The sequence below is a fragment of the Loktanella gaetbuli genome (assembly GCF_020531945.1).
Classification (GTDB): Bacteria; Pseudomonadota; Alphaproteobacteria; order Rhodobacterales; family Rhodobacteraceae; genus Loktanella; species Loktanella gaetbuli.
Genome location: NZ_JAJATZ010000001.1, coordinates 287823 through 309191, shown reverse-complemented (window position 1 = coordinate 309191; position 21369 = coordinate 287823). Strand labels below are relative to the sequence as shown.

General features: G+C 61.6%; 23 protein-coding genes. 8 read left to right on the top strand and 15 right to left on the bottom strand.

Translation table 11 applies throughout. The features are described from left to right. The first annotated feature begins 43 nt into the window (after positions 1-43). Positions 44-865 (top strand): GGDEF domain-containing protein, encoded by an 822-nt coding sequence (locus LGQ03_RS01555; RefSeq protein ID WP_226746976.1) that lies wholly within the window; start codon positions 44-46, stop codon positions 863-865. A gap of 12 nt (positions 866-877) precedes the next feature. On the opposite strand, the gene LGQ03_RS01550 is transcribed toward LGQ03_RS01555, so the two are convergent. Both LGQ03_RS01550 and LGQ03_RS01545 read right to left on the bottom strand, forming a co-directional pair. Then, complete coding sequence (locus tag LGQ03_RS01550; protein WP_226746975.1) at positions 878-1477, bottom strand: biotin transporter BioY; 600 nt, start codon at positions 1475-1477, stop codon at positions 878-880. A 67-nt stretch (positions 1478-1544) separates the two neighbouring features. Beyond that, positions 1545-1964 (bottom strand): DUF6314 family protein, encoded by a 420-nt coding sequence (locus tag LGQ03_RS01545; protein WP_226746974.1) that lies wholly within the window; start codon positions 1962-1964, stop codon positions 1545-1547. 75 nt (positions 1965-2039) lie between these two features. Between LGQ03_RS01545 and purB the strand changes: the two genes are divergently transcribed. From purB to LGQ03_RS01525, 4 genes are all read left to right on the top strand, one after another. Next, the gene (gene purB / locus LGQ03_RS01540; RefSeq protein WP_226746973.1) at positions 2040-3341 is read left to right on the top strand and encodes an adenylosuccinate lyase; all 1302 of its coding nucleotides are present in this window, start codon (positions 2040-2042) and stop codon (positions 3339-3341) included. Between the two features lie 73 nt (positions 3342-3414). After that, complete coding sequence (locus LGQ03_RS01535; RefSeq protein ID WP_226746972.1) at positions 3415-3567, top strand: hypothetical protein; 153 nt, start codon at positions 3415-3417, stop codon at positions 3565-3567. A 66-nt stretch (positions 3568-3633) separates the two neighbouring features. After that, positions 3634-4683, top strand: coding sequence for a FliG C-terminal domain-containing protein (locus LGQ03_RS01530; RefSeq protein ID WP_226746971.1), 1050 nt, complete (start codon positions 3634-3636; stop codon positions 4681-4683). A gap of 66 nt (positions 4684-4749) precedes the next feature. Further along, positions 4750-5604 (top strand): lysophospholipid acyltransferase family protein, encoded by an 855-nt coding sequence (locus LGQ03_RS01525; protein ID WP_226746970.1) that lies wholly within the window; start codon positions 4750-4752, stop codon positions 5602-5604. On the opposite strand, the gene LGQ03_RS01520 is transcribed toward LGQ03_RS01525, so the two are convergent. Next, positions 5601-6296, bottom strand: coding sequence for a DUF1223 domain-containing protein (locus LGQ03_RS01520; RefSeq protein WP_226746969.1), 696 nt, complete (start codon positions 6294-6296; stop codon positions 5601-5603). The two genes, LGQ03_RS01525 and LGQ03_RS01520, sit on opposite strands and share 4 nt — an antisense overlap. Positions 6297-6521: 225 nt before the next feature. Here LGQ03_RS01520 and acnA point away from each other — a divergent pair, with 225 nt between their 5' ends. Further along, positions 6522-9299: an aconitate hydratase AcnA gene (gene acnA / locus LGQ03_RS01515; RefSeq protein ID WP_226746968.1), complete on the top strand. Its 2778-nt coding sequence runs from the start codon at positions 6522-6524 to the stop codon at positions 9297-9299. A 153-nt stretch (positions 9300-9452) separates the two neighbouring features. Here acnA and LGQ03_RS01510 read toward each other — a convergent pair whose 3' ends face one another. The 9 genes from LGQ03_RS01510 to yajC are packed head-to-tail and all read right to left on the bottom strand — an operon-like array spanning position 9453 to position 15434. After that, a complete protein-coding gene (locus LGQ03_RS01510) occupies positions 9453-9989 on the bottom strand; it encodes a DsbE family thiol:disulfide interchange protein (RefSeq protein WP_090159359.1) in 537 nt (178 codons plus the stop codon). Next, the gene (gene ccmD, locus LGQ03_RS01505) at positions 9982-10122 is read right to left on the bottom strand and encodes a heme exporter protein CcmD (protein WP_226746967.1); all 141 of its coding nucleotides are present in this window, start codon (positions 10120-10122) and stop codon (positions 9982-9984) included. The genes LGQ03_RS01510 and ccmD overlap by 8 nt, the downstream gene beginning before the upstream one ends. After that, positions 10115-10846: a heme ABC transporter permease CcmC gene (ccmC, locus tag LGQ03_RS01500; RefSeq protein ID WP_226746966.1), complete on the bottom strand. Its 732-nt coding sequence runs from the start codon at positions 10844-10846 to the stop codon at positions 10115-10117. Before ccmC ends, ccmD begins: the two co-directional genes overlap by 8 nt. Before the next feature lie 42 nt (positions 10847-10888). Next, positions 10889-11545 (bottom strand): heme exporter protein CcmB, encoded by a 657-nt coding sequence (gene ccmB / locus LGQ03_RS01495; RefSeq protein ID WP_226746965.1) that lies wholly within the window; start codon positions 11543-11545, stop codon positions 10889-10891. Further along, a complete protein-coding gene (gene ccmA, locus LGQ03_RS01490; protein WP_226746964.1) occupies positions 11542-12156 on the bottom strand; it encodes a heme ABC exporter ATP-binding protein CcmA in 615 nt (204 codons plus the stop codon). The genes ccmB and ccmA overlap by 4 nt, the downstream gene beginning before the upstream one ends. A 5-nt stretch (positions 12157-12161) precedes the next feature. After that, positions 12162-12515 carry an Mth938-like domain-containing protein gene (locus tag LGQ03_RS01485; protein ID WP_226746963.1) on the bottom strand — a complete coding sequence of 118 codons (354 nt, stop codon included), beginning with the start codon at positions 12513-12515 and terminating at the stop codon, positions 12162-12164. Beyond that, the gene (gene secF / locus LGQ03_RS01480; protein WP_090159354.1) at positions 12515-13486 is read right to left on the bottom strand and encodes a protein translocase subunit SecF; all 972 of its coding nucleotides are present in this window, start codon (positions 13484-13486) and stop codon (positions 12515-12517) included. Before secF ends, LGQ03_RS01485 begins: the two co-directional genes overlap by 1 nt. Before the next feature lie 4 nt (positions 13487-13490). After that, on the bottom strand, positions 13491-15119 hold the full coding sequence (gene secD / locus LGQ03_RS01475; protein WP_090159353.1) for a protein translocase subunit SecD: 1629 nt from the start codon (positions 15117-15119) through the stop codon (positions 13491-13493). 33 nt (positions 15120-15152) lie between these two features. After that, the gene (yajC, locus tag LGQ03_RS01470) at positions 15153-15434 is read right to left on the bottom strand and encodes a preprotein translocase subunit YajC (RefSeq protein WP_056031791.1); all 282 of its coding nucleotides are present in this window, start codon (positions 15432-15434) and stop codon (positions 15153-15155) included. Between the two features lie 258 nt (positions 15435-15692). Between yajC and serS the strand changes: the two genes are divergently transcribed. Together serS and LGQ03_RS01460 are read left to right on the top strand one after the other, a co-directional pair. Continuing rightward, complete coding sequence (gene serS, locus LGQ03_RS01465; RefSeq protein WP_226746962.1) at positions 15693-16985, top strand: serine--tRNA ligase; 1293 nt, start codon at positions 15693-15695, stop codon at positions 16983-16985. 40 nt (positions 16986-17025) lie between these two features. Further along, positions 17026-17736, top strand: a complete 711-nt coding sequence (locus LGQ03_RS01460) for a hypothetical protein (RefSeq protein ID WP_226746961.1) — start codon at positions 17026-17028, stop codon at positions 17734-17736. A gap of 3 nt (positions 17737-17739) precedes the next feature. Here LGQ03_RS01460 and der read toward each other — a convergent pair whose 3' ends face one another. Genes der through LGQ03_RS01445 form a run of 3 tightly spaced genes read right to left on the bottom strand, consistent with a single transcriptional unit; the run spans position 17740 to position 21240 of the window. After that, positions 17740-19206 (bottom strand): ribosome biogenesis GTPase Der, encoded by a 1467-nt coding sequence (gene der / locus LGQ03_RS01455; RefSeq protein WP_090159351.1) that lies wholly within the window; start codon positions 19204-19206, stop codon positions 17740-17742. A gap of 49 nt (positions 19207-19255) precedes the next feature. Next, the gene (locus LGQ03_RS01450; protein ID WP_226746960.1) at positions 19256-20557 is read right to left on the bottom strand and encodes a PQQ-like beta-propeller repeat protein; all 1302 of its coding nucleotides are present in this window, start codon (positions 20555-20557) and stop codon (positions 19256-19258) included. Between the two features lie 20 nt (positions 20558-20577). Next, positions 20578-21240: a hypothetical protein gene (locus LGQ03_RS01445; RefSeq protein ID WP_090159350.1), complete on the bottom strand. Its 663-nt coding sequence runs from the start codon at positions 21238-21240 to the stop codon at positions 20578-20580. Positions 21241-21369: the final 129 nt, after the last annotated feature.

Genomic DNA, 21369 nt, shown 5'->3' with positions numbered 1-21369 from the left:
TTGCTTTAATCTATTGATAACGAATGCACTCTAAGTCTTTTGCATGTTGCAAAAGCTGCTTTCAGTCATGATTTCCATTGCCCGTTGGATGATGCCAAAGGGGCGGGTCGACCTGATGTTGAAGGTCACGCTGATGACCGTCTTCATTCACCTGTTTTCAGTCAGCGCAGAATGGTTTCTGATCGGACAAATCGCCTACCCGTTCTGGCCGCGTCTGATGCTGACGGCCATTTCGGCATTCCCCTTTGTGGCGATGGTCGTCGTCAGTTTTCACGTTGCAGAGAAAAGCCGCGCGAAGCTGCGTGCTTTGGCGGATACGGACACATTGACCAGCCTGCCGAACCGGCGGGCCTTTATCGCAGCCACCACCGCCGCGATCGACGCAGGCATGCCCGGCTTCCTTGCGATCCTTGATGGCGATTGCTTCAAGTCGATCAACGACACGCTTGGCCATGCGACGGGTGATCGCGCACTTTTGGCCATTGCCGCACAGTTGCATCGGTTGCAGGGTCCCCACGTCTGCGTTGCACGACTGGGCGGGGATGAATTCGGCATCCTGGTTCTGGCGGAAAACCCGGTTTTCCAACTCGACCACATCGAAAGCGTGATCTGCGCGGGGGTTCGGTTCAACATTTCCGAGGGTGGACAGGACCTCGTGCTGCGGATGTCGGCTGGTGCTGCCCGATTGACGGCAGATCAGACTGTCATTCGCATCATGGCAGAGGCTGACTGGGCGCTTTATGCCGCCAAAAAGAAAGGCGGCGCATGTCTGGTCTATCGCAAGCAACAGGTTCCGGGGGCCAGGCAATCTGCCATTTTCCATGAAAAAGGGGCACTGCGATCACGCAGCGCCCCCATCACTTGACTGCGGTTGCCGTCAGCCGCGGGCGTTTGCGACCAGCTTCCACAAGCTGGGCACCAGCAGCGCCGCCAGCACCAGCTTGACCAGGTCGCCGACCAAGAACGGTGTCAGACCCCAGGCGACGATCGGCTGGTCCCAGCCGTACAGCACGCCAAGCCACAGCAGACCCGGAACGTAGATTGCGACATTGCCTGCGATCAACGCGGCAACCATGCCCTTGACACTGCGATCATAGCCTGCGCGCGCGGCAAAACCCAGCATCACGGTCGCCAGAACATAACCCACCAGATAGCCGCCTGTGCCGCCCAGCATGTAGGTCAGGCCGGATGCATCCGCACCGGTGCCTGCAAAAACGTCCAACCCCAGCGCACCCAGGATCATGTAACCCATGATCGTGACCAGACCCAGGCGCGGACCATAGGCCGCCCCCAGCGTCAGCACGGCAAAGGTTCCCATCGTGATCGGAACGGGCCACATCGGCACCTTGATCTTGGCGGCAATCGCAAGGAACGCGATGCCTGCGATGACCAGCGCCACCTGCTTTACCCGCAGGGCCGTGCCTTCGGTCGCGCCAAAGGATTCACCCAGCACTTTATCTGTCAATGTCAGCGCCATGCGCGTCACTCCTGTTCGAACAAATGGTCACTCATGTTTGACGCAGCGTTTGCGGGGGCGCAAGGGCTCAACCCCGGCGATATGCGCTGGTCATGGTATAATTCTTGGCCGGGCCCGTAACGATCCAGACGCTCTGCCACGCGGGCCAGCGCGTGAAATCATAGGTGACGCGGTAATAATCAGACCCGCAGGGGTGGTCCGTGCCTGCCGCCATGCCTTGGGGCGTGAACGCATGAAAATCGCGCCCGTCACTGAACTGCACCGCGATCCCGTCAGCACCAAAGGTCCACAGATAGACCCTCTCGGCCCGAAAACCCGGACCGTTCCCCAGTCGAAGCACACCGGTTTCATGATAGCGCAGACCGCCCGCGCCGTCCGGTGTCAGCACGGCATGGCCTGCAAATGTGCCGCGCTGGCACGCATGCCTGTCGTCGATCTGCCGGGCGATCTGCCATGTGCCCGCGAAATCCTCTTGCCCCAGGGTCATGCCGGTGCCTTTCCATTCCTGCCTGACGGCAGTATGACGCGCGCGATCCCGCTGCCAACCCGAAAGGCCCGCCCAATGATCCCACGTTATTCCCGCCCCGACATGGTCGCCATCTGGGAGCCCGCCACGAAATACCGCATCTGGTACGAAATCGAGGCGCATGCCTGCGACGCGATGGCCAAGCTGGGCGTGATCCCGCAGGCCAATGCCGACGCGGTGTGGAAAGCCAAAGATGTGACATTTGACGTGGCCCGCATCGACGAAATCGAAGCGGTGACGAAACACGATGTCATTGCTTTCCTGACGCATCTGGCCGAACACATCGGGTCCGAGGACGCGCGTTTTGTCCACCAGGGCATGACGTCATCGGACGTGCTGGACACGACGTTAAACGTGCAGTTGACCCGCGCTGCCGATCTGCTGCTGGACGGGATGGATCGCGTTCTGGCCGCGCTGAAAGCCCGCGCGATGGAACACAAGGACACGGTGCGCATCGGGCGCAGCCATGGCATTCACGCGGAACCAACGACCATGGGCCTGACCTTTGCACGGTTCTATGCCGAAATGGACCGTGGCCGCCGCCGCCTGGTCGCCGCCCGCGAGGAAATCGCCACGGGTGCGATTTCGGGTGCTGTCGGCACATTCGCCAATATCGACCCCGCGGTCGAGGAACACGTCTGCGCGCAGATGGGCCTGACGCCCGAACCGATCAGCACTCAGGTCATCCCCCGCGACCGCCATGCCATGTTCTTTGCCACGCTGGGCGTCATCGCATCCAGCATTGAAAACATCGCTACCGAGGTGCGTCACATGCAGCGCACCGAGGTGCTGGAGGCCGAAGAGTTCTTTTCCAAGGGACAAAAAGGCAGCTCTGCCATGCCGCACAAGCGAAACCCGGTCCTGACCGAAAACCTGACCGGTCTGGCCCGCCTGGTGCGCATGTCGGTGGTCCCCGCGCTGGAAAACGTGACCCTGTGGCACGAGCGCGACATCAGCCATTCGTCGGTCGAACGCGCCATCGGGCCCGACACCACCGTGACGCTGGATTTCGCCCTGCACCGTCTGGCCGGATTGATCGAGAAACTGGTCATCTATCCGCAGAACATGCTGGACAACATGAACAAGTTCCGCGGCCTGGTGATGTCGCAGCGGGTGTTGCTGGCCCTGACGCAGGCCGGCACCAGCCGCGAGGACGCTTACCGTCTGGTGCAGCGCAACGCCATGAAAGTGTGGGAAGAAGGCAAGGATTTCCAGACCGAACTGCTGGCCGACTCCGAGGTGACGGCCGTGTTGTCCGAGGATGAAATCCGCGAGAAATTCGACCTTGGCTATCATACCAAACATGTCGACACGATCTTTGCGCGGGTTTTCGGATAGCTCCGATCTGTCGCAGGTGACGCAGGGTCAATCGCGTGCTAATATTGCTTCACCTCAAAAAGGGAGAAGTACGATGATTGCACGAACGATCCTTGCGCTGTTTCTTTTGTCCCCTGCGACGGCCTTTGCCGCAGGGTGCAGCAGCAGCGAGACGGCCATGTCCTGCCCCGAGGGTGCGATGATGGACCACGAGACCGGCACCTGCGTGCCCGTCGTCAGCAGCTGAACAAAATCTGTGAACGGACCCCCTGCGTTCAGGGTCCGTTCATGATCGCAGGGATATCACCATGGCATGCGCCATGAACCCGACCTGCCCCAGTCCGCGACCGATCACATCCTGCCGCTGTCCCGACGGCGCAAGGCTGCGATCATCGTGCAACTCCTGATCAGCGATGGCAGCAAATTGTCGTTGGCCGACCTGCCCGACCGTCTGCAAGAGGATCTGACCGCTGAACTGGCGTCCATTCGTCTGGTCGACCGCGATACGGTCAATGCCGTCGCTGCGGAATTCGCGGATCTGCTGGATGCCATCGGTCTGAGTGCGCCAGGGGGCGTGGCGGCTGCGCTGGATGCACTGTCAGACCATCTGTCACCCTACATCGCGACACGTCTGCGCGGTCGGGTCACGGGGCCAGACAATGCCGACCCGTGGGACCGGCTGATCAACCTTGACAACGAGACGATCCAGCGCATTCTGATGGCGGAAAACATCCACATCGGCGCGATCCTGATGTCGAAACTGCCTGTCCCGCGCGCGGCAGAACTGCTGGGAAAACTGCCGGGTGATCTTGCGCGTCGCCTCGCGGTCGGGATCAAACAGACCGAAACAATCGCCCCGCAGGCTGTCGCACGGATCGGCGCGGCACTGATCGCAAACTACAGCACCACGCCTGACACCGCGTTCACTGCCCCGCCAGGCAAACGGGTCGGCGCGATCCTGAACGCGGCCAAACCATCCATGCGCGAAACGCTGCTGACCGGGTTGGACGCCGATGACCAAGGGTTTGCCGCGGATGTGCGCAAATCCATTTTCACGTTCGAGGATATTCCCGCACGTGTCCGACCAGTGGACCTGCCGATGTGCCTGCGCGATATCGCCCCGGACGATCTTGCGACGGCGATGGCCTATGCAACGGCAACCGGCAATGATGCTGCGACGACCGCCACCTTCATCCTCGATAGTCTGTCGCAACGCATGGCCAGCCAGATCCGCGACACCATCGAAGATCTGGGCGAGGTTTCTGCCCAGGCGGGTGAATCCGCCATGAGCATCGTCAGTGCAGCTGTCCGCGCGCAAGCTGACAGCGGGCGGATCAGCCTGATCCAGACCGAGGCACCCTGACCCCTTTTCAAACAGCGGCGGTGTCGCTAACGCTGACCTATGCAGAGCGAAAAAATCACCGGCAGCATGTCCGAGAAACTTCAGGATACGGCGCTTCGGGCCGTGCTGGCCGGGTTGATGCGGCTGCCGTACACCAAACGCGTTGCGCTGATGGGACGGCTTGTGGCGGGCACATTCGGGCCACTGGCAGGCTATCGCAAACGGGCGCTGGCCAATCTGGCGCAGGTTCGGCCCGATCTGACACCACAAGACAGACAAAAGATTGCCGATCTGGTCTGCGACAATTTCGGGCGCACGCTGATCGAAAACTATTCCTACCAGGAATTCGGTGCCCATCTGCGTGGCACGACACCGACTGGTGACGGACTGGATGCGCTGCAAGAGGCGCGCGACACGGGCCGACCGGTGATTTTCGTGACCGGCCATTTCGGAAATTTCGAGGCACCGCGCCATGTCTTGACCCAATCGGGCCTGACGATTGGCGGGCTGTATCGCCCGATGTCGAATGGCTATGTCGATGCGCACTACCGCGAAACCATGACCAGCTGGGGCGGACCCGTCTTTGCGCAGGGCAGTCGCGGAACGATGGGTTTTGCGCGCCACATCAAATCAGGTGGCATGGGAACGCTCTTGTTCGATGTGCACGTCAGCGAGGGAACCGCCACGCCGTTTTTGGGACAGGATGCGTTTACGTCATTGTCAGCTGCCGAAATGGCGCTGCGTTTCAACGCGCTCTTGATCCCTTATTTCGGCATCCGGCAACGCGATGGCCTGTCGTTCGCGGTCGAGGTGGATGCCCCCATTCCGCATGGTGATCCGCTGGAGATGATGCAGACCGCCACTGCCGCATTGGAAGAGCGTATCGCGCGGCACCCTGCACAATGGTTCTGGATCCACCGCCGCTGGAAACCGGCCCGCTAGGGCAGTTTGACAGCCCCCAGGATCGGACCGGACGTCCCGTCCTGCACGATGACAACCACAGGCCCCGCATGATCCAATGGCACGGACAGGCGGGCGGGCTGTGCTGTCGTCCATATGCCGGCGTTCTGCCAGCCTGTCACGACATTGCGATAGTCTATTGTTTTACCAGCATTTTCACCGCGTTCGATATTGCGCGTTACGGAATGGGTCAGACTGACGACCTGCACCAGCGCCTGCGCCGGAACGTCCCCTATGGCGCGTGCGGAAATGTGTAAACCGTCCCCTCGGCGCAAAACCTCCAGCGCAATGGGGCTGGCGGTGTTGCGATGAACCGCCATCGCGTTCATGACCGCGCCAGGGTCACTGCCAACGACGCCGACTGCACCTGCAATCACCATCTGGGGGGTGTAGACATTCTTGGCGTTCCACCGCTGGGCGTAGGCGCGTTGTCGCTGGGTGTATTCCGGCCGGGCCAGATCGTCGGTCCAGCCGATATAGTCCCAATAATCGACATGCAGCGCAATCGCGATCACATCGTCGCGGTCCGCCATCTGGGCCAGCAAACGATCCGCTGGCGGGCAACTGGAACACCCCTGCGAGGTGTAAAGTTCGACCACTGTGCCGGATTGTTGGGCACCAGCCGGGCCAGCCAGCGCAATCGCGCAAGATAGCGCTGCAATGAGATGACGCATCAATGAACTCCTGTCATGATGATGCACGAGGTACAGCCTGCGTCTTGAAATGACCAATCAAGCAATCGCGACAGAAGCGGACATCATCGCGACTGCAACACAATGGCCACATCAACTTTGTATGCAGATGTATACAAAAATGCGTACTAGGCCTTGATCCCTTGCGTCAGCTACGGCAAAACGAGGCAAGAGAACTGCATCAACGCCCACACTGAAAGGGACATCATGACCGTCACCGTCGGCACCGATACCGCAAAAACCCGTAAGACCCTGACCGTTGGCGACCAGTCGGTCGACTATTATTCCATCGACGCGGCGACGGCCGCTGGCTTGGGCGACTTTTCGCGTCTGCCGGCAGCACTCAAGGTCGTTTTGGAAAACATGCTGCGGTTCGAGGACGGCAAGACCGTCACCACAGACGACATCAAGGCCTTTGCTACCTGGGCTGAAAACGGTGGCAAGAACCCGATCGAGATCGCCTACCGCCCTGCCCGCGTGCTGATGCAGGATTTCACCGGCGTGCCTGCCGTGGTCGACCTCGCCGCCATGCGCGACGGCATCGTGGCCCTTGGCGGTGACGCGCAGCAGATCAATCCGCTGAACCCCGTCGATCTTGTCATCGACCACTCTGTCATGATCGACGAATTCGGCAATCCGCGTGCATTCCAGATGAACGTGGACCGCGAATACGAACGGAACATGGAACGCTACCAGTTCCTGAAGTGGGGCCAAAAGGCGTTCAACAACTTCCGCGTGGTGCCGCCGGGCACGGGCATCTGCCACCAGGTGAACCTGGAATATCTGGCGCAGACCGTCTGGACTGACACCGACCAGAATGGCGTCACCGTCGCCTATCCCGATACGCTGGTCGGCACCGACAGCCATACCACCATGGTCAACGGCCTGGCCGTTCTGGGCTGGGGTGTCGGCGGGATCGAGGCCGAGGCCGCGATGCTGGGCCAGCCTGTCTCCATGCTCATCCCCGAGGTCGTCGGCTTCAAGCTGACCGGCGAAATGACCGAAGGCACGACCGCAACCGACCTCGTGCTGAAGGTCGTGGAAATGCTGCGCGCAAAGGGCGTCGTCAGCAAGTTCGTAGAATTTTATGGCCCTGGCCTGGACAACCTGCCGCTGGCAGACCGCGCCACGATCGGCAACATGGCCCCCGAATACGGTGCCACCTGCGGTTATTTCCCGATCGACAACGAAACCCTGAAATATCTGCGTCTGACCGGCCGTGACGAGGACCGCATCGCACTGGTCGAAGCCTACGCCAAGGAAAACGGTTTCTGGCGCGGTGCAGATTACGAACCCGTCTACACCGACACGCTGGAACTGGACATGAGCACCGTCGTGCCCGCCATTTCGGGGCCGAAACGTCCTCAGGATCACATCAACCTTGATGTTGCCGCAACGGCCTTTGGCGAATACGTCAAGGGCGTCCGCGCAGGCAAGGACGCCTCGGTCAACTCGGAAATCCGTTGGGAAGGCGAAGGCGGCCAGCCTGAACCCGCCCAGATCCCCGGCGACGAAGGTCACCATGCCCGTGGATATGTGAACAACCCCAACGGTGAAAACTACCAGATCCATGACGGCAGCATCGTGATCGCCTCGATCACATCCTGCACGAACACCTCGAACCCCTATGTCATGATCGGGGCCGGTCTGGTTGCACGCAAGGCGCGCGCGCTTGGCCTCACCCGCAAACCCTGGGTGAAAACCTCGCTCGCACCCGGATCGCAGGTCGTGTCCGAATACCTCGAGGCCGCCGGCCTGCAAGAGGATCTGGATGCTCTGGATTTCCACCTGGTCGGCTATGGTTGCACCACCTGCATCGGCAACTCCGGCCCGCTGGAACCCGAAATCAGTAAGGCGATCAACGATTACGACGTGATCGGCGTGTCTGTCCTGTCCGGCAACCGCAACTTCGAAGGTCGGATCAGCCCTGACGTGCGCGCCAACTATCTGGCATCACCGCCGCTGGTCGTGGCCTATGCGCTGGTCGGCGACATGAACGTCGACATCACCAAGGACAGCCTGGGCAAGGACAAGGACGGCAACGACGTCTACCTCAAGGACATCTGGCCCACCCAAAAGGAAATCGCCGATCTGGTCGAACGCACCGTCACGCGTGAAGCCTTCATGTCGAAATATGCTGATGTGTTCAAAGGCGACGAAAAATGGCAGTCGGTCGAGGTCGTCGACTCCGAAACCTACAACTGGCCGCCGCAGTCCACCTACGTCCAGAACCCGCCCTATTTCCAGGGCATGGCCAAGGACCCGGGCAGCATCGCCAGCGTCAAGGATGCAAAGATCCTCGCGCTGCTGGGCGATATGGTCACCACTGACCACATCAGCCCTGCCGGTTCGTTCAAGGAAAGCAGCCCCGCCGGTCAGTATCTCACTGATCGTCAGGTGCCCGTGCGCGAATTCAACTCCTACGGGTCGCGTCGCGGCAACCACGAGGTGATGATGCGCGGTACCTTTGCCAACATCCGCATCAAGAACGAGATGCTGGACGGCGTCGAGGGCGGCTACACCAAGGGCCCCGACGGACAGCAGACATCGATCTTTGACGCCGCCATGGCTTATCAAGAAGGTGGCAAACCGCTGGTCGTGATTGCGGGCGAACAATACGGTGCCGGGTCCAGCCGTGACTGGGCGGCCAAGGGCACGGCCCTGTTGGGCGTCAAGGCCGTCATCGCCGAGAACTTTGAACGGATCCACCGCTCCAACCTCGTGGGTTTCGGTGTGGTACCGTTCGAATTCACCGGCGACGGCAACCGCAAGACCCTGAACCTGACGGGCGAGGAAACGGTCACCATCGACGGGCTGTCCGAGGTCAAACCGCAGCAGATGTGCACAGCACAGATTACCTATGCTGACGGCACGACCAAGGATATCCAGATCAAGTGCCGTATCGATACCGCGATCGAAATCGAATACGTCGAACACGGTGGCGTTCTGCACTACGTCCTGCGCAATCTGGCCAAAGTCGCCTGAACTGCATTCCACTGAAAACAAGGGCCCCGTCGGAACAATCCGACGGGGCCTTTTTCATGGCGCAGGACATCATCGCACTTCACGACCGTCCGACTTCTTCTGGTCAAAAATATCCCCGCCGGAGGCATCTGGATCGCACAGCGATCCAGACCCTTACTCGGTCGCAGACTCCAACATCGGAACGAACCGCTGTTCGTAATCCGACCCGATCAGCGGTCCGATGAAACGGTGCAACACGGTCCCATCCGGCCCCACAATGAATGTCTCGGGCGGCGCGGTCACGCCCCAGTCAATGGCACGCCGTCCGCGCGGGTCGAACCCGGTGGCGAAAAACGGATCGCCCTCGTCCGCCAGATAGCGCGCGGCATCATCCGCCTGATCGCGGAAATTGACGCCTGCCACGCGGTAGCCCGCATCGGACAAAGCCTGCAAGGTCGGGTGTTCCGCCCGGCAGGGCGGGCACCAGCTGGCCCAGAAATTCACGATCGTGACCTCGCCAGCGGACAAATCTGCCGCCGTCAGCAGCGTCGTGCCGGACACCGCCTCGTCGGGCAAGGCAGGGGCTGTCTGGCCGATGAATGTCGACGGAATTTCACCGGCATTGTCCCGCATCAACCCGCCGTAAAACAGCGCGGCAAGACCGGCAAACACCAGCGGCGGCACGATCAGCAGTGGCGATACCTTAGCCACGTTCGATGTCCTCCAGCGCACGTTTGACCCGCCGGGAACGACGCCAGCTCAGCCCGATGATGGCGACCAGCAGGACGATTGTCGCGACATAGGACGATATCACGTAGACGGTGTAATCCCCCAGTTCAGGCACGTGCAGCCCTCGCGGTCAGCGCGCGCATGCGGCGGGCGCGGATCTCGGTCCGGGTGCGCAGCAGCACAAGTGCGATGAACAGAATGCCAAAACCGAACATGCAGATCACCAGTGGAATGAAATAGATATCGGCGATGGTGCGTCCACCCGTCACAACCGGTACGGATGTGCCCTGATGCAGTCCCTGGTTCCAGAACCGCACTGCGTAGCGCGAAAGGATCGCAAAGATCGACCCCACGATGCAGAGCACCGCCGTCAGATCAGCCGCCGTGTCGGGATCGTCGATCGCCTCCCACAGGGCCATATAGCCCAGATAAAACAGGAACAGGATCATGAAACTGGTCAGCCGCGGATCCCAGACCCAATAGGTCCCCCAGGTCGGCATGCCCCATATCGCCCCCGTCACCAGCGCGATCACGGTCATGACCATCCCCACAGGCGCTGCCGCCCGTGCGGCAAGGGCGCTGACATGGTGCCTGCGGATCACCCAGATGACACTGGCCACCAGCATCATGAACCATGCATTGATCGCCATGAGCGCCGCCGGAACATGCAGATAGATGATCTTGACCGTCGACCCGAATTTGTCGGCATCGGGCGTCAGGAAAAAGCCCCAGAACAACCCGCCGACGACCAGAACACCGGACAGGCCAAAGGCCCATGGCACGACGGGCGCCGTCCATTCCATGAACCGTTTCGGATTTGCATATTCCCACATCGACATGACGTTTACCTATCCTCGGGGCGTGCCCCGCTCAATCCCAATTCACCGCAGATTGATCCGCAAGGCGGCTGCCGTGGCAAAGGGTAGCAGCGCAAAACAGCCCAACGTGATAACCCCCACCAACATCAGGGGTGCTGTGACCCCGCTGCCATCCGCCCCGCGTCGCACGGCCTCGGCACCAAACATCAGCGTCGGAATATACAGCGGCAAGACCAGCAGCGACAACAAAAGACCGCCACGCCGCAGACCCACCGTCAGGGCAGCGCCGAATGTGCCGATCATCGACAGGGCCGGCGCGCCAAGCGCCAGCGACGCCAATAGCCAGACATAGGCACCTGGCGCCATGTTCAGGAAAAACCCCAGCACGGGTGCGACACATGTCAGGGGTAACCCGGTGGTGATCCAGTGTGACACTGCCTTGGACAGGGCCACGCCTTCCAGCGGGATCGGTGCCGTGGCCAGTAATGGCAGCGAACCATCCTCGAAATCCAGTGCAAAGATCCGGTCCAGCGACAACAGGGCCGCCAGCAACGCCGCGACCCACAGGATGCCCGGCGCGATGGGGGTCAGAATGACCCGGTCAGGCCCGACGCCGAATGGCACTAAAACGACGACGATCAGGAAAAACGCAAGTCCAAGGCCAAACCCGCCCCCTGCGCGAACTGACAACCGCAGATCCCGCAACAAAAGCGCAATCACAGGAACGCCGCGTCCGCGCCGCCGTCTGCATCCGCCGCCGCGATATAGGGCGTCAGATCCAGCGCCGGAACATCTAGCCCGAGGTCGATATGAGTGGCGATCACGGCGCAACCACCCTGCCCCAGATGTGCGTCGCGCATCCAGTCGGCAAACATCCGAACCGAGAAATTATCCAGACTGACCGTCGGTTCATCCAGAAACAGCACGGATCGACCGATCACGGCAAGACGGGCCAGACCCAGCCTGCGTTTTTGCCCCGCTGACAACGTGCCCGCCAGCCGGTCACGCAGGTCATGCAGGTCGAATGCCGCATAGGCCGTCTCTGGCACGCTGCGGTCGTGAATCTGTGCCCAGAACGTCAGGTTTTCCGTCACCGTCAGCGCGGATTTGATTCCGTCGGCATGGCTGGCATAGGCACCGCTGCCCTCGGGGTAATCCACGGTCCCGGACAAGGGAGGTTGCAACCCGGCCATGGTGCGCAGCAGCGTCGTCTTGCCCACACCGTTCGGACCGCGCAGGATCATGGCCTCTCCGGGGTTCAGCGCGAACGACACCCGTTCCAGAACAGGCACGCCCCCACGGGCGCAGCGCAGGTCGGTGACCTGCAACACGGCGATCAGACCGGAATCAGCGCAAGGGCGACGCGGCGCCCCTCGCTTAGCAGGATGTTGAATGTGCGGCAGGCGGCTGGCGAGGCCATCACATCCAGTCCGACCCCGGCATCCTCCAGCCGCTGGCGAAAGGCCTTGGGCGCATGCGCGACTTCGGCCCCTGTGCCGACAAAGAGAACGTCGATCGTATCCGCCTCGGCCAGCAGCGTCGCGACATCGTCAAAACCACCCCAACTGGCCACCCCGGACGGCAGAACCGTTACCGGGCCCTCGATCACCTGGCCGCCAATCCGGAAAAAACCCGGGCCATAGCCGTCGACGGGTTTGGATTTGTCGTAGGTGATTTCGGTCAGGCGCATCAGCTGTCCTCGATATCCGCGTAACGTCCGCCCGTGGCGGGGTTCTTTTTCGACCAGTCGCGTTTGACGCCCAGCATCAATACCACGTTCTTGGCCACATAGATCGATGAGTAGGTGCCGACAATGATGCCCCAGGTAATCGCAAAGACAAACCCGCGGATCACGTCACCACCAAGCGCCAGCAGTGCGACGAGCGCCAGCAGCGTCGTGCCCGAGGTCATCATGGTCCGCGCAAGGGTTTCATTCGCGGACAGGTTCAGCACATCGACCAGCGGCATGACCTTGTACTTGCGCAGGTTTTCCCGCACCCGGTCGAACACCACGACGGTATCGTTGATCGAATAGCCGACGATGGTCAGCAAGGCCGCGATGATCGCGAGATCGAACCGGATTTGCAGCAGCGAAAACAAACCGATGGTCAGGCCGATATCATGGATCAACGCCACGATCCCACCGACGGCAAACTGCCACTCAAACCGCAACCAGATGTAGATGATGATCGCCGACAGCGCGCCGATGACAGCAAAAATAGCTGACTGAATGAGTTCGCCGGACACCTTGGGTCCGACACTCTCGACCGAGGTAAAGTCGACCTCGGGGTCTACCGCCTGCAGGGCCGTGCGGACACTGTCGATGGTGCTTTGTGCAACGCTTTCCGCATCGTCCTGCGCCTGAATACGCACGGATGCGACGAATTGATCCGCGCGGAATGTCGGGTCAAACACCTCGGTGATGCTGACATCACCCAATTCCAGCGATTCCAGTGCAGTGCGATAGGCGCTGACATCGACGGGCTGCGTGCTTTCCGTGCGGATCGTCGTGCCGCCCCGGAAATCGATTCCGTAGTTCAGACCAAAGGTCATGAAGGCCACGATCGACAGCACCAGCAGCACCATGCTGCCGCCAAAGGTCACGCTGGCGAGTTTGAAGAAGTTGATATTCGTATCGTCGGGGATCAGGCGCATACGCATGGGATCAGACCTCGATTGTCTTGGGACGCTTGCGCGAGAACCACAGCACGATCAACGCGCGCGTGACGAAAATGGCGGTGAACACCGACGTGATGATGCCCAGGCCCAGCGTGACGGCAAAGCCGCGCACGGGACCAGACCCCAGCCAATACAGAATGCCTGCCGTGATCAGCGTCGTGATGTTGGCGTCAATGATCGCTGACAGTGCACGTTCGTATCCCAGCTCGATAGCACGGGCGGGTCCCTTGGCGGTTTTCAACTCCTCGCGGATACGCTCGAACACCAGCACGTTGGCGTCGACGGCCATACCGACGGTCAGGACGATGCCCGCAATGCCAGGCAGGGTCAGCGTCGCCCCGATGAGCGACAGAACGCCAAAGATCAGACCCAGGTTCACGATCAGCGCGATATTGGCGAAAATACCGAACAGGCCGTAGGTCATGCCCATGAACACGATGACCAGCAGGCCACCCACCATCGCGGCCCGCTGGCCTGCGTCGATGCTGTCCTGACCCAGTTGCGGGCCGATCGTGCGTTCCTCCAGGAATTCAAGCGAGGCCGGCAGAGCACCTGCACGCAACAACACAGCGAGGTTTGTCGATTCCTCGACCGTGAAATTACCGGTGATGATACCGGACCCGCCGGGAATATGGGACTGGATCACCGGGGCGCTGATGACCTCGGAATCGAGGACGATGGCGAACTGCGTGCCGATATGATCCAGTGTGTAGTCGCCGAATTTACGGGCACCGGACACGTTGAAACGGAAATTGACGGCCGGACGCCCGTTCTGGTCGAACGCGGGCTGTGCATCGACCAGTTCCTCGCCCGTGACGACCGGAACGGAATCAAGGATGTAGAACACCCCCTGCTCGTCGATCGAGGGCAGAATTTCCTGACCCACGCCGGGGGTCGCGTCTGCACCTGCCGGGCCGATCACCTGCTGGAATGTCAGCTGTGCCGTTGTTCCGATCAGTTCGATGATCTCGGCGCTGGACCCGACACCGGGCACCTGAATCAGGATCCGGTCGGTGCCCTGACGCTGAATCGTGGGTTCGCGTGTGCCGACCTCGTCGATACGGCGGCGAATGATCTCGAGGCTTTGCTGCATCGTACGGTCATCGACGGCCTGTTTTTCAGCGTCGGACAGTTGGATGGTCAGCACGGGGCCGCTGGTGCTGACCTCGATGTCGGTAGACCCGGCACCGGTCAGGGTCTGGATCGGGCGGGCCAGACCGCGCACGATTTCTGCGGCACGTGCCGCACCGGCCGGTTCGGAAATCCGCACGACCAGGATATCGTCAGGGCTGTCCTCGCGGGTGACGAAACCGACCGTGTCGCGTTCGGCGGCCAATGCGTCACGCACCTCGGGCCAGGTGGCGTCCATGATGGACGCATAGACATCGGGGGTGTTCACCTCTGCCAGCAGATGCGCCCCGCCCCGCAGGTCGAGGCCGAGGTTCACCAAATTGGATGGCAGGAATGATGGCCAGCCTGTCGCGTCTTCGCCGGTGGAAACCGCGTCGTTGTAGGTTTCAACCCGGTCATAGAACAGGTTCGGCAGGGCCAGTAGCAGCCCCACCGTCACCGTGAGCCAGATCAACGCTTGCCGGAACGGCGAGATATTCAGCATGTACTGGCCCCCTTGGCCATCAAGCGCGGTCGCTTACTTGGCAGGTTCGGTCTTGTTGATCACGGTCGCGATGGTGGACTGGATCACGCGCACTTTCACGCCAGCGGCGATTTCGACTTCCAGTTCCTTTTCCGCCTCGCGCACGGCCGTCACCTTGCCGACGATACCGCCCTGCGTGATGACCTGATCGCCGCGGCGCAGCGCGCTGACCATGGCTGCATGTTCCTTCAGCTTTTTCTGCTGCGGACGGATCAGCAGGAAATACATGATACCAAAGATCAAAAACAGCGGGACGATGGATGCGATGCCTTCCATGGCGGCTCCTCAGGGTTGGCGGCGCAAAGCACCGGGGGTCAAAGTCGCGGCACACTAGAAGCGAGGTGCCGCAATGGCAACAGGCTCGCTTGTGCCTCGCCGCGATATAGTAAGGATCACCGGATGCGCCAACCGGGCGACGACCCGAATTTGATGAAAACCGCGATATTGCGTGGCCTGGACCGGTGCCGCACGCTAGCCCCTTCACCATCGCCGCGTGATCGGGCATACCGCGCGCAGCACAAGTGAGGACCCGACATGCATGATATTCGCCTGATCCGTGACGACCCCGCCGGATTTGACGCGGCCCTGTCCCGGCGCGGTGTCGCGCCACAGTCCGAGGCCATCTTGCAAATCGATTCCGACCGCCGCGCCGCGATCAAGGCGGCCGAGGTCGCACAGGCCGCAGCAAATCAGGCTGCCAAACAGGTCGGTGCCGCCAAGGCCAAGGGTGACGAGGACGAATTCCAGCGTCTGCGCACCCTGATGGCCGACAGCAAGGCGCAGATCGCCGACCTCAACGCCAAGGCCAAGGAGCTGGACGCGCAACTGAACGCGCATCTGCTGGGTCTGCCCAACCTGCCCTATGCCGATATTCCCGACGGCGTGGACGAGGCTGACAACGTCGAGCTGCACCGCCGCGGTGCGCCGCGCAATTTCGATTTCACCCCCGTCGAACATTACGAAATCCCCGCCGTCGCAGGCGGCATGGATTTTGAAACCGCAGCGAAACTGTCAGGCAGCCGCTTTGTCATGCTGACCGGGGCCGTGGCCCGTGTTCACCGCGCGCTGGCCCAGTTTATGCTGGATACACATGTCGATGAACACGACCTGACAGAGGCCAATGTCCCCGTGATGGTCCGCGAGGATATGATGGTCGGCACCGGTCAACTGCCGAAATTCGGCGAAGACAGCTATCAGACTACAAACGGTTGGTGGCTGATCCCGACCGCAGAGGTGCCTTTGACCAATACCGTGAACGGTGACACCGTTGATGGCGCGACCCTGCCCCTGCGCTATGTCGCACATACCCCCTGTTTCCGGTCCGAGGCCGGAAGTGCCGGTCGCGATACCAGCGGCATGTTGCGCCAGCACCAGTTCGAAAAGGTCGAAATGGTGTCCATCACGCATCCAGACCAAAGCGATGCGGAACATGAGCGTATGACCCGCTGTGCCGAAACCATCCTGGACAAACTCGAACTGCCCTACCGGACGGTCGTGCTGTGTGCAGGTGACATGGGTGCAGGCGCAAGTCGCACCCACGATATCGAAGTTTGGCTGCCCGGTCAGAACGCCTATCGCGAAATTTCGAGCATTTCGACCTGTGGCGACTATCAGGCCCGGCGCATGAACGCGCGGTTCAAACCTGCCGACGGCGGCAAACCCGCGTTCGTTCATACGCTGAACGGGTCCGGTCTGGCTGTCGGGCGCACCTTGATTGCCGTTTTGGAAAACGGACAGCAGGCCGACGGTTCGGTGCATCTGCCAGCGGTGTTGCACGGCTATCTGGGCGGGAAGTCACAGATTAGCGAGAACGGCCTTCTGATCTAGTTTGACTGCAACCTTTGCAGTCCGCGCCGCGTTGGACCGCATGAACAAATCACTCGCCCCCCTGACGCTGATCCTGACGCTGGCCTTTGCGCTGTCGCCGCTCTTTTCCTCGTTCAGCGGGTTTCAGTCCGACCAGCTGCCGATCCCGCAGATCAACCCGCCAGTTCAGCCTGCGGGTTACGCATTTGCGATCTGGGGGCCGATCTATCTATGGCTGACCGCATCCGCGATCTACGGCCTGTGGAAATCACGCAATGATCCACAATGGGACGCAGCCCGCAAGCCGCTGTGCGGCAGCCTCGCCGTGGGTGTGCCATGGCTGTGGGTTGCAAACCAAAGTGCGGTTTGGGCCACCGTATTGATCTGGATCATGCTGGGCTTTGCGATTGCCGCATTGATCAGCAGTCCACCCCTGTCGCGTTGGACCTTTCGCGGGCCGGTCGCCCTATATGCAGGGTGGCTGACGGCGGCGAGTTTCGTGTCGCTGGCGACGGTGCTGGCTGGATACGGGATTGGGTTCAGTGCCTACGGCTGGGCCTTTGCCGGCATTATCGGTGCGTTAGTGTTGGCCATGGCCGTCTATCGCAGACAGCCTGCGCCGGTTTATCTGCTCGCGATCATCTGGGCCCTGATCGGCGTATGCGTGAACAACGGTTTTGATCGGTTCCTGATCACGGCAACAGCCATCACCGGGATCGTCGTCCTGATCTGTGTGATGGCTGTCTGGTTTCCGCGCGTCCCGGCGGCCTGACGGTCAGCGGTCGCTGCCGGGCTTTTTCTTGTGCTTTGACAGACGTGACGGCTGGGACGACTTGCGATCCTTGTAAGGGTTCTTGTCACCCTGATCGCGCAGCGTCAGCCGGATCGGCGTGCCGGGCATGTCGAAATCCTCGCGCAGACCATTGACCAGATACCGGTTGTAGCTGGCCGGCACGAGGTCGGGATGCGACGTCATCACAACGAACCCCGGCGGGCGTGTTTTGACCTGCGTGGCATAACGCATCTTGATCCGCTTGCCGCCCGGTGCGGGTGGCGGGTGCTGTTCCAGCATACCTGTCAGCCAGCGGTTCAGCTGTGCTGTGGTGACGCGCCGGTTCCAGGTTTCATAGACCCGCATCACGGCCTGTTGCAGCCGGTCCAGCCCCTTGCCCGTCTTGGCCGAGACCGTCACCAGCGGCGCACCGCGCAGCTGTGGCAGCAAACGGGTGAATTCCTCTTTGAGTTCGCGCAGTTTGTCCTGCTTGTCCTCTTCGACGTCCCATTTGTTGACACCGATGACGACGGCACGCCCCTCGCGCTCGGCAAGGTCAGCAATCCGCAGGTCCTGCTGTTCAAACGGGATATCCACGTCCAGCAAAACGATCACGACCTCTGCAAATTTCACCGCACGCAGGCCGTCACTGACCGACAGCTTTTCCAGTTTTTCGTTGATCCGCGCCTTTTTGCGCATGCCCGCGGTGTCAAAGATCCGCATCGGGACGCCACCCCAATCGGTCTGGACCGAAATGGCGTCGCGCGTGATGCCTGCCTCCGGGCCGGTCAGCAGACGATCCTCTCCGATGATCTTGTTGATCAGGGTCGATTTGCCGGCGTTGGGCCGTCCCACGACCGCAATCTGAAGGGGCCGCGTGCGCGTCGGCACCCGCACGGCGTCATCGTCGTCCTCGGCATCCGCGTCGATATCGATGTCGGTTTCGGGGGCGTCACGCTTGTCCCGTTCGGCAAATTCTTCGGAAAGTGGCCGCAGCGCATCCATCAGCTCGCCCATGCCCTCGCCGTGTTCGGCGGACAGGCGGATCGGCTCGCCCAGTCCCAGCGCATAGGCCTCGAGGATGGTCGCATCCGCGGCCTTGCCCTCGCCCTTGTTGGCAGCGAGGATGACGTTCGCATTCTTGCGGCGCAGGATATCGGCAAAAACCTCGTCCGCGGGCAGCACACCGGCACGCGCGTCGATCATGAACAGGCAGACGTCGGCCATTTCCACGGCGCGTTCCGTCAGCCGGCGCATCCGCCCCTGGAGGGATTCGTCTGTCGCCTCTTCCAGACCGGCAGTGTCGATGACCGTGAACTTGATGTCGGCAATGCGACCCGGCCCCTCGCGCAGATCGCGTGTCACACCGGGTTGGTCGTCGACCAGTGCCAGCTTCTTGCCGACCAGCCGGTTGAACAGCGTGGATTTCCCCACGTTGGGTCGGCCCACAAGGGCAAGTGTAAAGGTCATTGCGACGACTCCGGATAGATCAAGTGCCGGGTCTTACACCGGACTTGCGTCAACGGAAAGCCAGCAGTTGACCATCCTTGTTGACCACGTACAAAACACCGTTGGCAATCGCCGGGGTCGATGCGGCACCGCCGGGAATGGCGATGGACGACATCAATGCGCCAGAGCGCGGATCGAACGACCGCAGCTGCCCGTCAGAGGATGCCACGACCAGCCGGTTGCCCGCCATGATCGGACCGTAATGGGCAAACACCGTCCGCTTGCTGCGCAGCCAACCGCCGTTGTCGACAAAGTCAGGCAAGGCCACGCGCCAGATCGGTGTGCCCGTGGCGGCATCCAGACGGATCAGCTCGTTCAGGTCATTGACCATGAACAGCGACCCACCTGCGGGCCAGACCGGGCCGGTGGCCCCTTCTTCTGCGGTCCAGATTCGATCTCCGGTCGCCTTGTCCAGCGCCACAGTGCGGCCTGAAAAATTACCGACATATACACGGTCGCCGTCAATCACGGGATCGCCAGAGATATCCGAAATCGCGGCGACGGCCTCGCCCACGCGGTCACCAGAAATGATCTGCGACCAGCGTTGAATGCCGCCTTGCGGAAAGACGCCGACCACCTCGCCGGACGGAAACGGGAACACGGCCAGATCGGACGTTACCGCCGGCCCGGCACCGCCGGAAAAGGACGACACCGACGGGATACCGCCCAACTGGTACCGGATGCGGCCATCGGCCGTGTCGATGGCCCAGCCCGTGCTGTCGCGGCTCACAACATAGACCAGATCGCCGGAGACAGTCGGCGCAGAGGTGCCGGGCGCATCCAGATCCTGCGTCCAGAATGTGCCGCCCGTCGCCGGGTCAAGTGCTGTCAGACGACCGAAACCGGTGGTCACGAACAACCGTCCGCCGCCAAAGGCCAGACCACCGCCGGAGGCATCCGTGCGGCTGTCGGTCGGCGGTGTCAGTTCCACGGACCAGACGGGTGCGCCCCCCGTCGTCGTCGCCGTCACCCGTGACAGGGCGTCCAGCGTGTAAACAATCCCGCCTGCCACCACAGGATCAGCCGTGATCCGGGCAGATTTGCTGTCACCCGCGCCGATATCCACCGCAAAGGCAAGTGTCGGGCTGGTCGAGAACACGGGCTGCGGGAACATATGGTCCGCGTCGCCATTGCGATGGGTCCAGCTGCTGTTCAGCTGCGGCGCCGCAAAAGAGATCGGAAGAGCCTGGTTCACCTCGGCATTGCCGGGCCGGATCGGTTCGCGCACACCGGGCAGAATGATGTCGTCCTCGCCACAGGCTGTCAGGGTCATGACGGCCAAAAGGCCGGCGCAGATAATCTTGGCTGTCACGGCATCTGCCCCTTTGGCTCTTATTCGCTCTGGATCGTGTCGGGCACCGGTGCCCCCAGCGCAACCATTAATGTTTGGGCGCGGTCACGCAACCCTCGCGTGGCACCGGCGTCCTCGATCAGCGCGGTCAGCTTGGCCACGGCGGCATCACTGTCGCCATCGGCCAGATCCATCAGGGCCAGCTGTTCCTGCGCCAGCAGGCTGAACGGTTGGCCGGGGGACGCCAGGTTTTCCAAGGTCTGACGACGGGTCGCCATGTCCAGTTCGCCACCGATCACGGCTGCCTTGAATGATGCAAGGTCGCGGTAAACCTGCGGCACGTCGCCATTCAGCGCCAGCGCCTGCAGGGTCTGCGTCGCAGTGACGGCCTCTTCGCTTTCCAGTTGGGTCGCGGCCTCCAGCAGGTCGACAACAGCACGGGCGGGGCCCTGCCCTTCGACCTGCGCAAGTGCTGCCGCGCGGGCGGCGGGATCGTCCTGTTCCAGTGCGGCCAGCACGGCATCGCCCTTGGCCTGTGCCGCAGCCATGTCGCGCGCCTTGGTGTATTCGATCCAGGCGGCACCACCGACCAGCAGCACGACGGCCAGGATGGCGATCCAGCCATAACGCTTTATCAGGCCATACAGCCTGTCGCGGCGGACCTCTTCGGTCACCTCGTTGATAAAGCTGTCAGTATCGCTCATCTTGTCTTCCCCCGCAGATCGGCTGTCCTGTTGTGCCAGACCGACATTTGCGGGCTACATAACGTGAAGCAGACCGCATTGCCAAGACCAACCCGCCGTCCGGGCGCCGCAAGTCGCAGGGCGTGGCGC

What these genes read in the sequence shown, in the direction of transcription:
- LGQ03_RS01445 (WP_090159350.1), bottom strand. Translation starts at nt 21,240, where the DNA reads ATGAGCGATACTGACAGCTTTATCAACGAGGTGACCGAAGAGGTCCGC.
- LGQ03_RS01545 (WP_226746974.1), bottom strand. Translation starts at nt 1,964, where the DNA reads ATGACCCTGGGGCAAGAGGATTTCGCGGGCACATGGCAGATCGCCCGG.
- ccmC (WP_226746966.1), bottom strand. Translation starts at nt 10,846, where the DNA reads ATGTCGATGTGGGAATATGCAAATCCGAAACGGTTCATGGAATGGACG.
- LGQ03_RS01485 (WP_226746963.1), bottom strand. Translation starts at nt 12,515, where the DNA reads ATGCGCCTGACCGAAATCACCTACGACAAATCCAAACCCGTCGACGGC.
- acnA (WP_226746968.1), top strand. Translation starts at nt 6,522, where the DNA reads ATGACCGTCACCGTCGGCACCGATACCGCAAAAACCCGTAAGACCCTG.
- secD (WP_090159353.1), bottom strand. Translation starts at nt 15,119, where the DNA reads ATGCTGAATATCTCGCCGTTCCGGCAAGCGTTGATCTGGCTCACGGTG.
- LGQ03_RS01550 (WP_226746975.1), bottom strand. Translation starts at nt 1,477, where the DNA reads ATGGCGCTGACATTGACAGATAAAGTGCTGGGTGAATCCTTTGGCGCG.
- serS (WP_226746962.1), top strand. Translation starts at nt 15,693, where the DNA reads ATGCATGATATTCGCCTGATCCGTGACGACCCCGCCGGATTTGACGCG.
- LGQ03_RS01555 (WP_226746976.1), top strand. Translation starts at nt 44, where the DNA reads ATGTTGCAAAAGCTGCTTTCAGTCATGATTTCCATTGCCCGTTGGATG.
- purB (WP_226746973.1), top strand. Translation starts at nt 2,040, where the DNA reads ATGATCCCACGTTATTCCCGCCCCGACATGGTCGCCATCTGGGAGCCC.
- LGQ03_RS01520 (WP_226746969.1), bottom strand. Translation starts at nt 6,296, where the DNA reads ATGCGTCATCTCATTGCAGCGCTATCTTGCGCGATTGCGCTGGCTGGC.
- LGQ03_RS01525 (WP_226746970.1), top strand. Translation starts at nt 4,750, where the DNA reads ATGTCCGAGAAACTTCAGGATACGGCGCTTCGGGCCGTGCTGGCCGGG.
- LGQ03_RS01535 (WP_226746972.1), top strand. Translation starts at nt 3,415, where the DNA reads ATGATTGCACGAACGATCCTTGCGCTGTTTCTTTTGTCCCCTGCGACG.
- LGQ03_RS01530 (WP_226746971.1), top strand. Translation starts at nt 3,634, where the DNA reads ATGCGCCATGAACCCGACCTGCCCCAGTCCGCGACCGATCACATCCTG.
- LGQ03_RS01460 (WP_226746961.1), top strand. Translation starts at nt 17,026, where the DNA reads ATGAACAAATCACTCGCCCCCCTGACGCTGATCCTGACGCTGGCCTTT.
- der (WP_090159351.1), bottom strand. Translation starts at nt 19,206, where the DNA reads ATGACCTTTACACTTGCCCTTGTGGGCCGACCCAACGTGGGGAAATCC.
- yajC (WP_056031791.1), bottom strand. Translation starts at nt 15,434, where the DNA reads ATGGAAGGCATCGCATCCATCGTCCCGCTGTTTTTGATCTTTGGTATC.
- secF (WP_090159354.1), bottom strand. Translation starts at nt 13,486, where the DNA reads ATGCGTATGCGCCTGATCCCCGACGATACGAATATCAACTTCTTCAAA.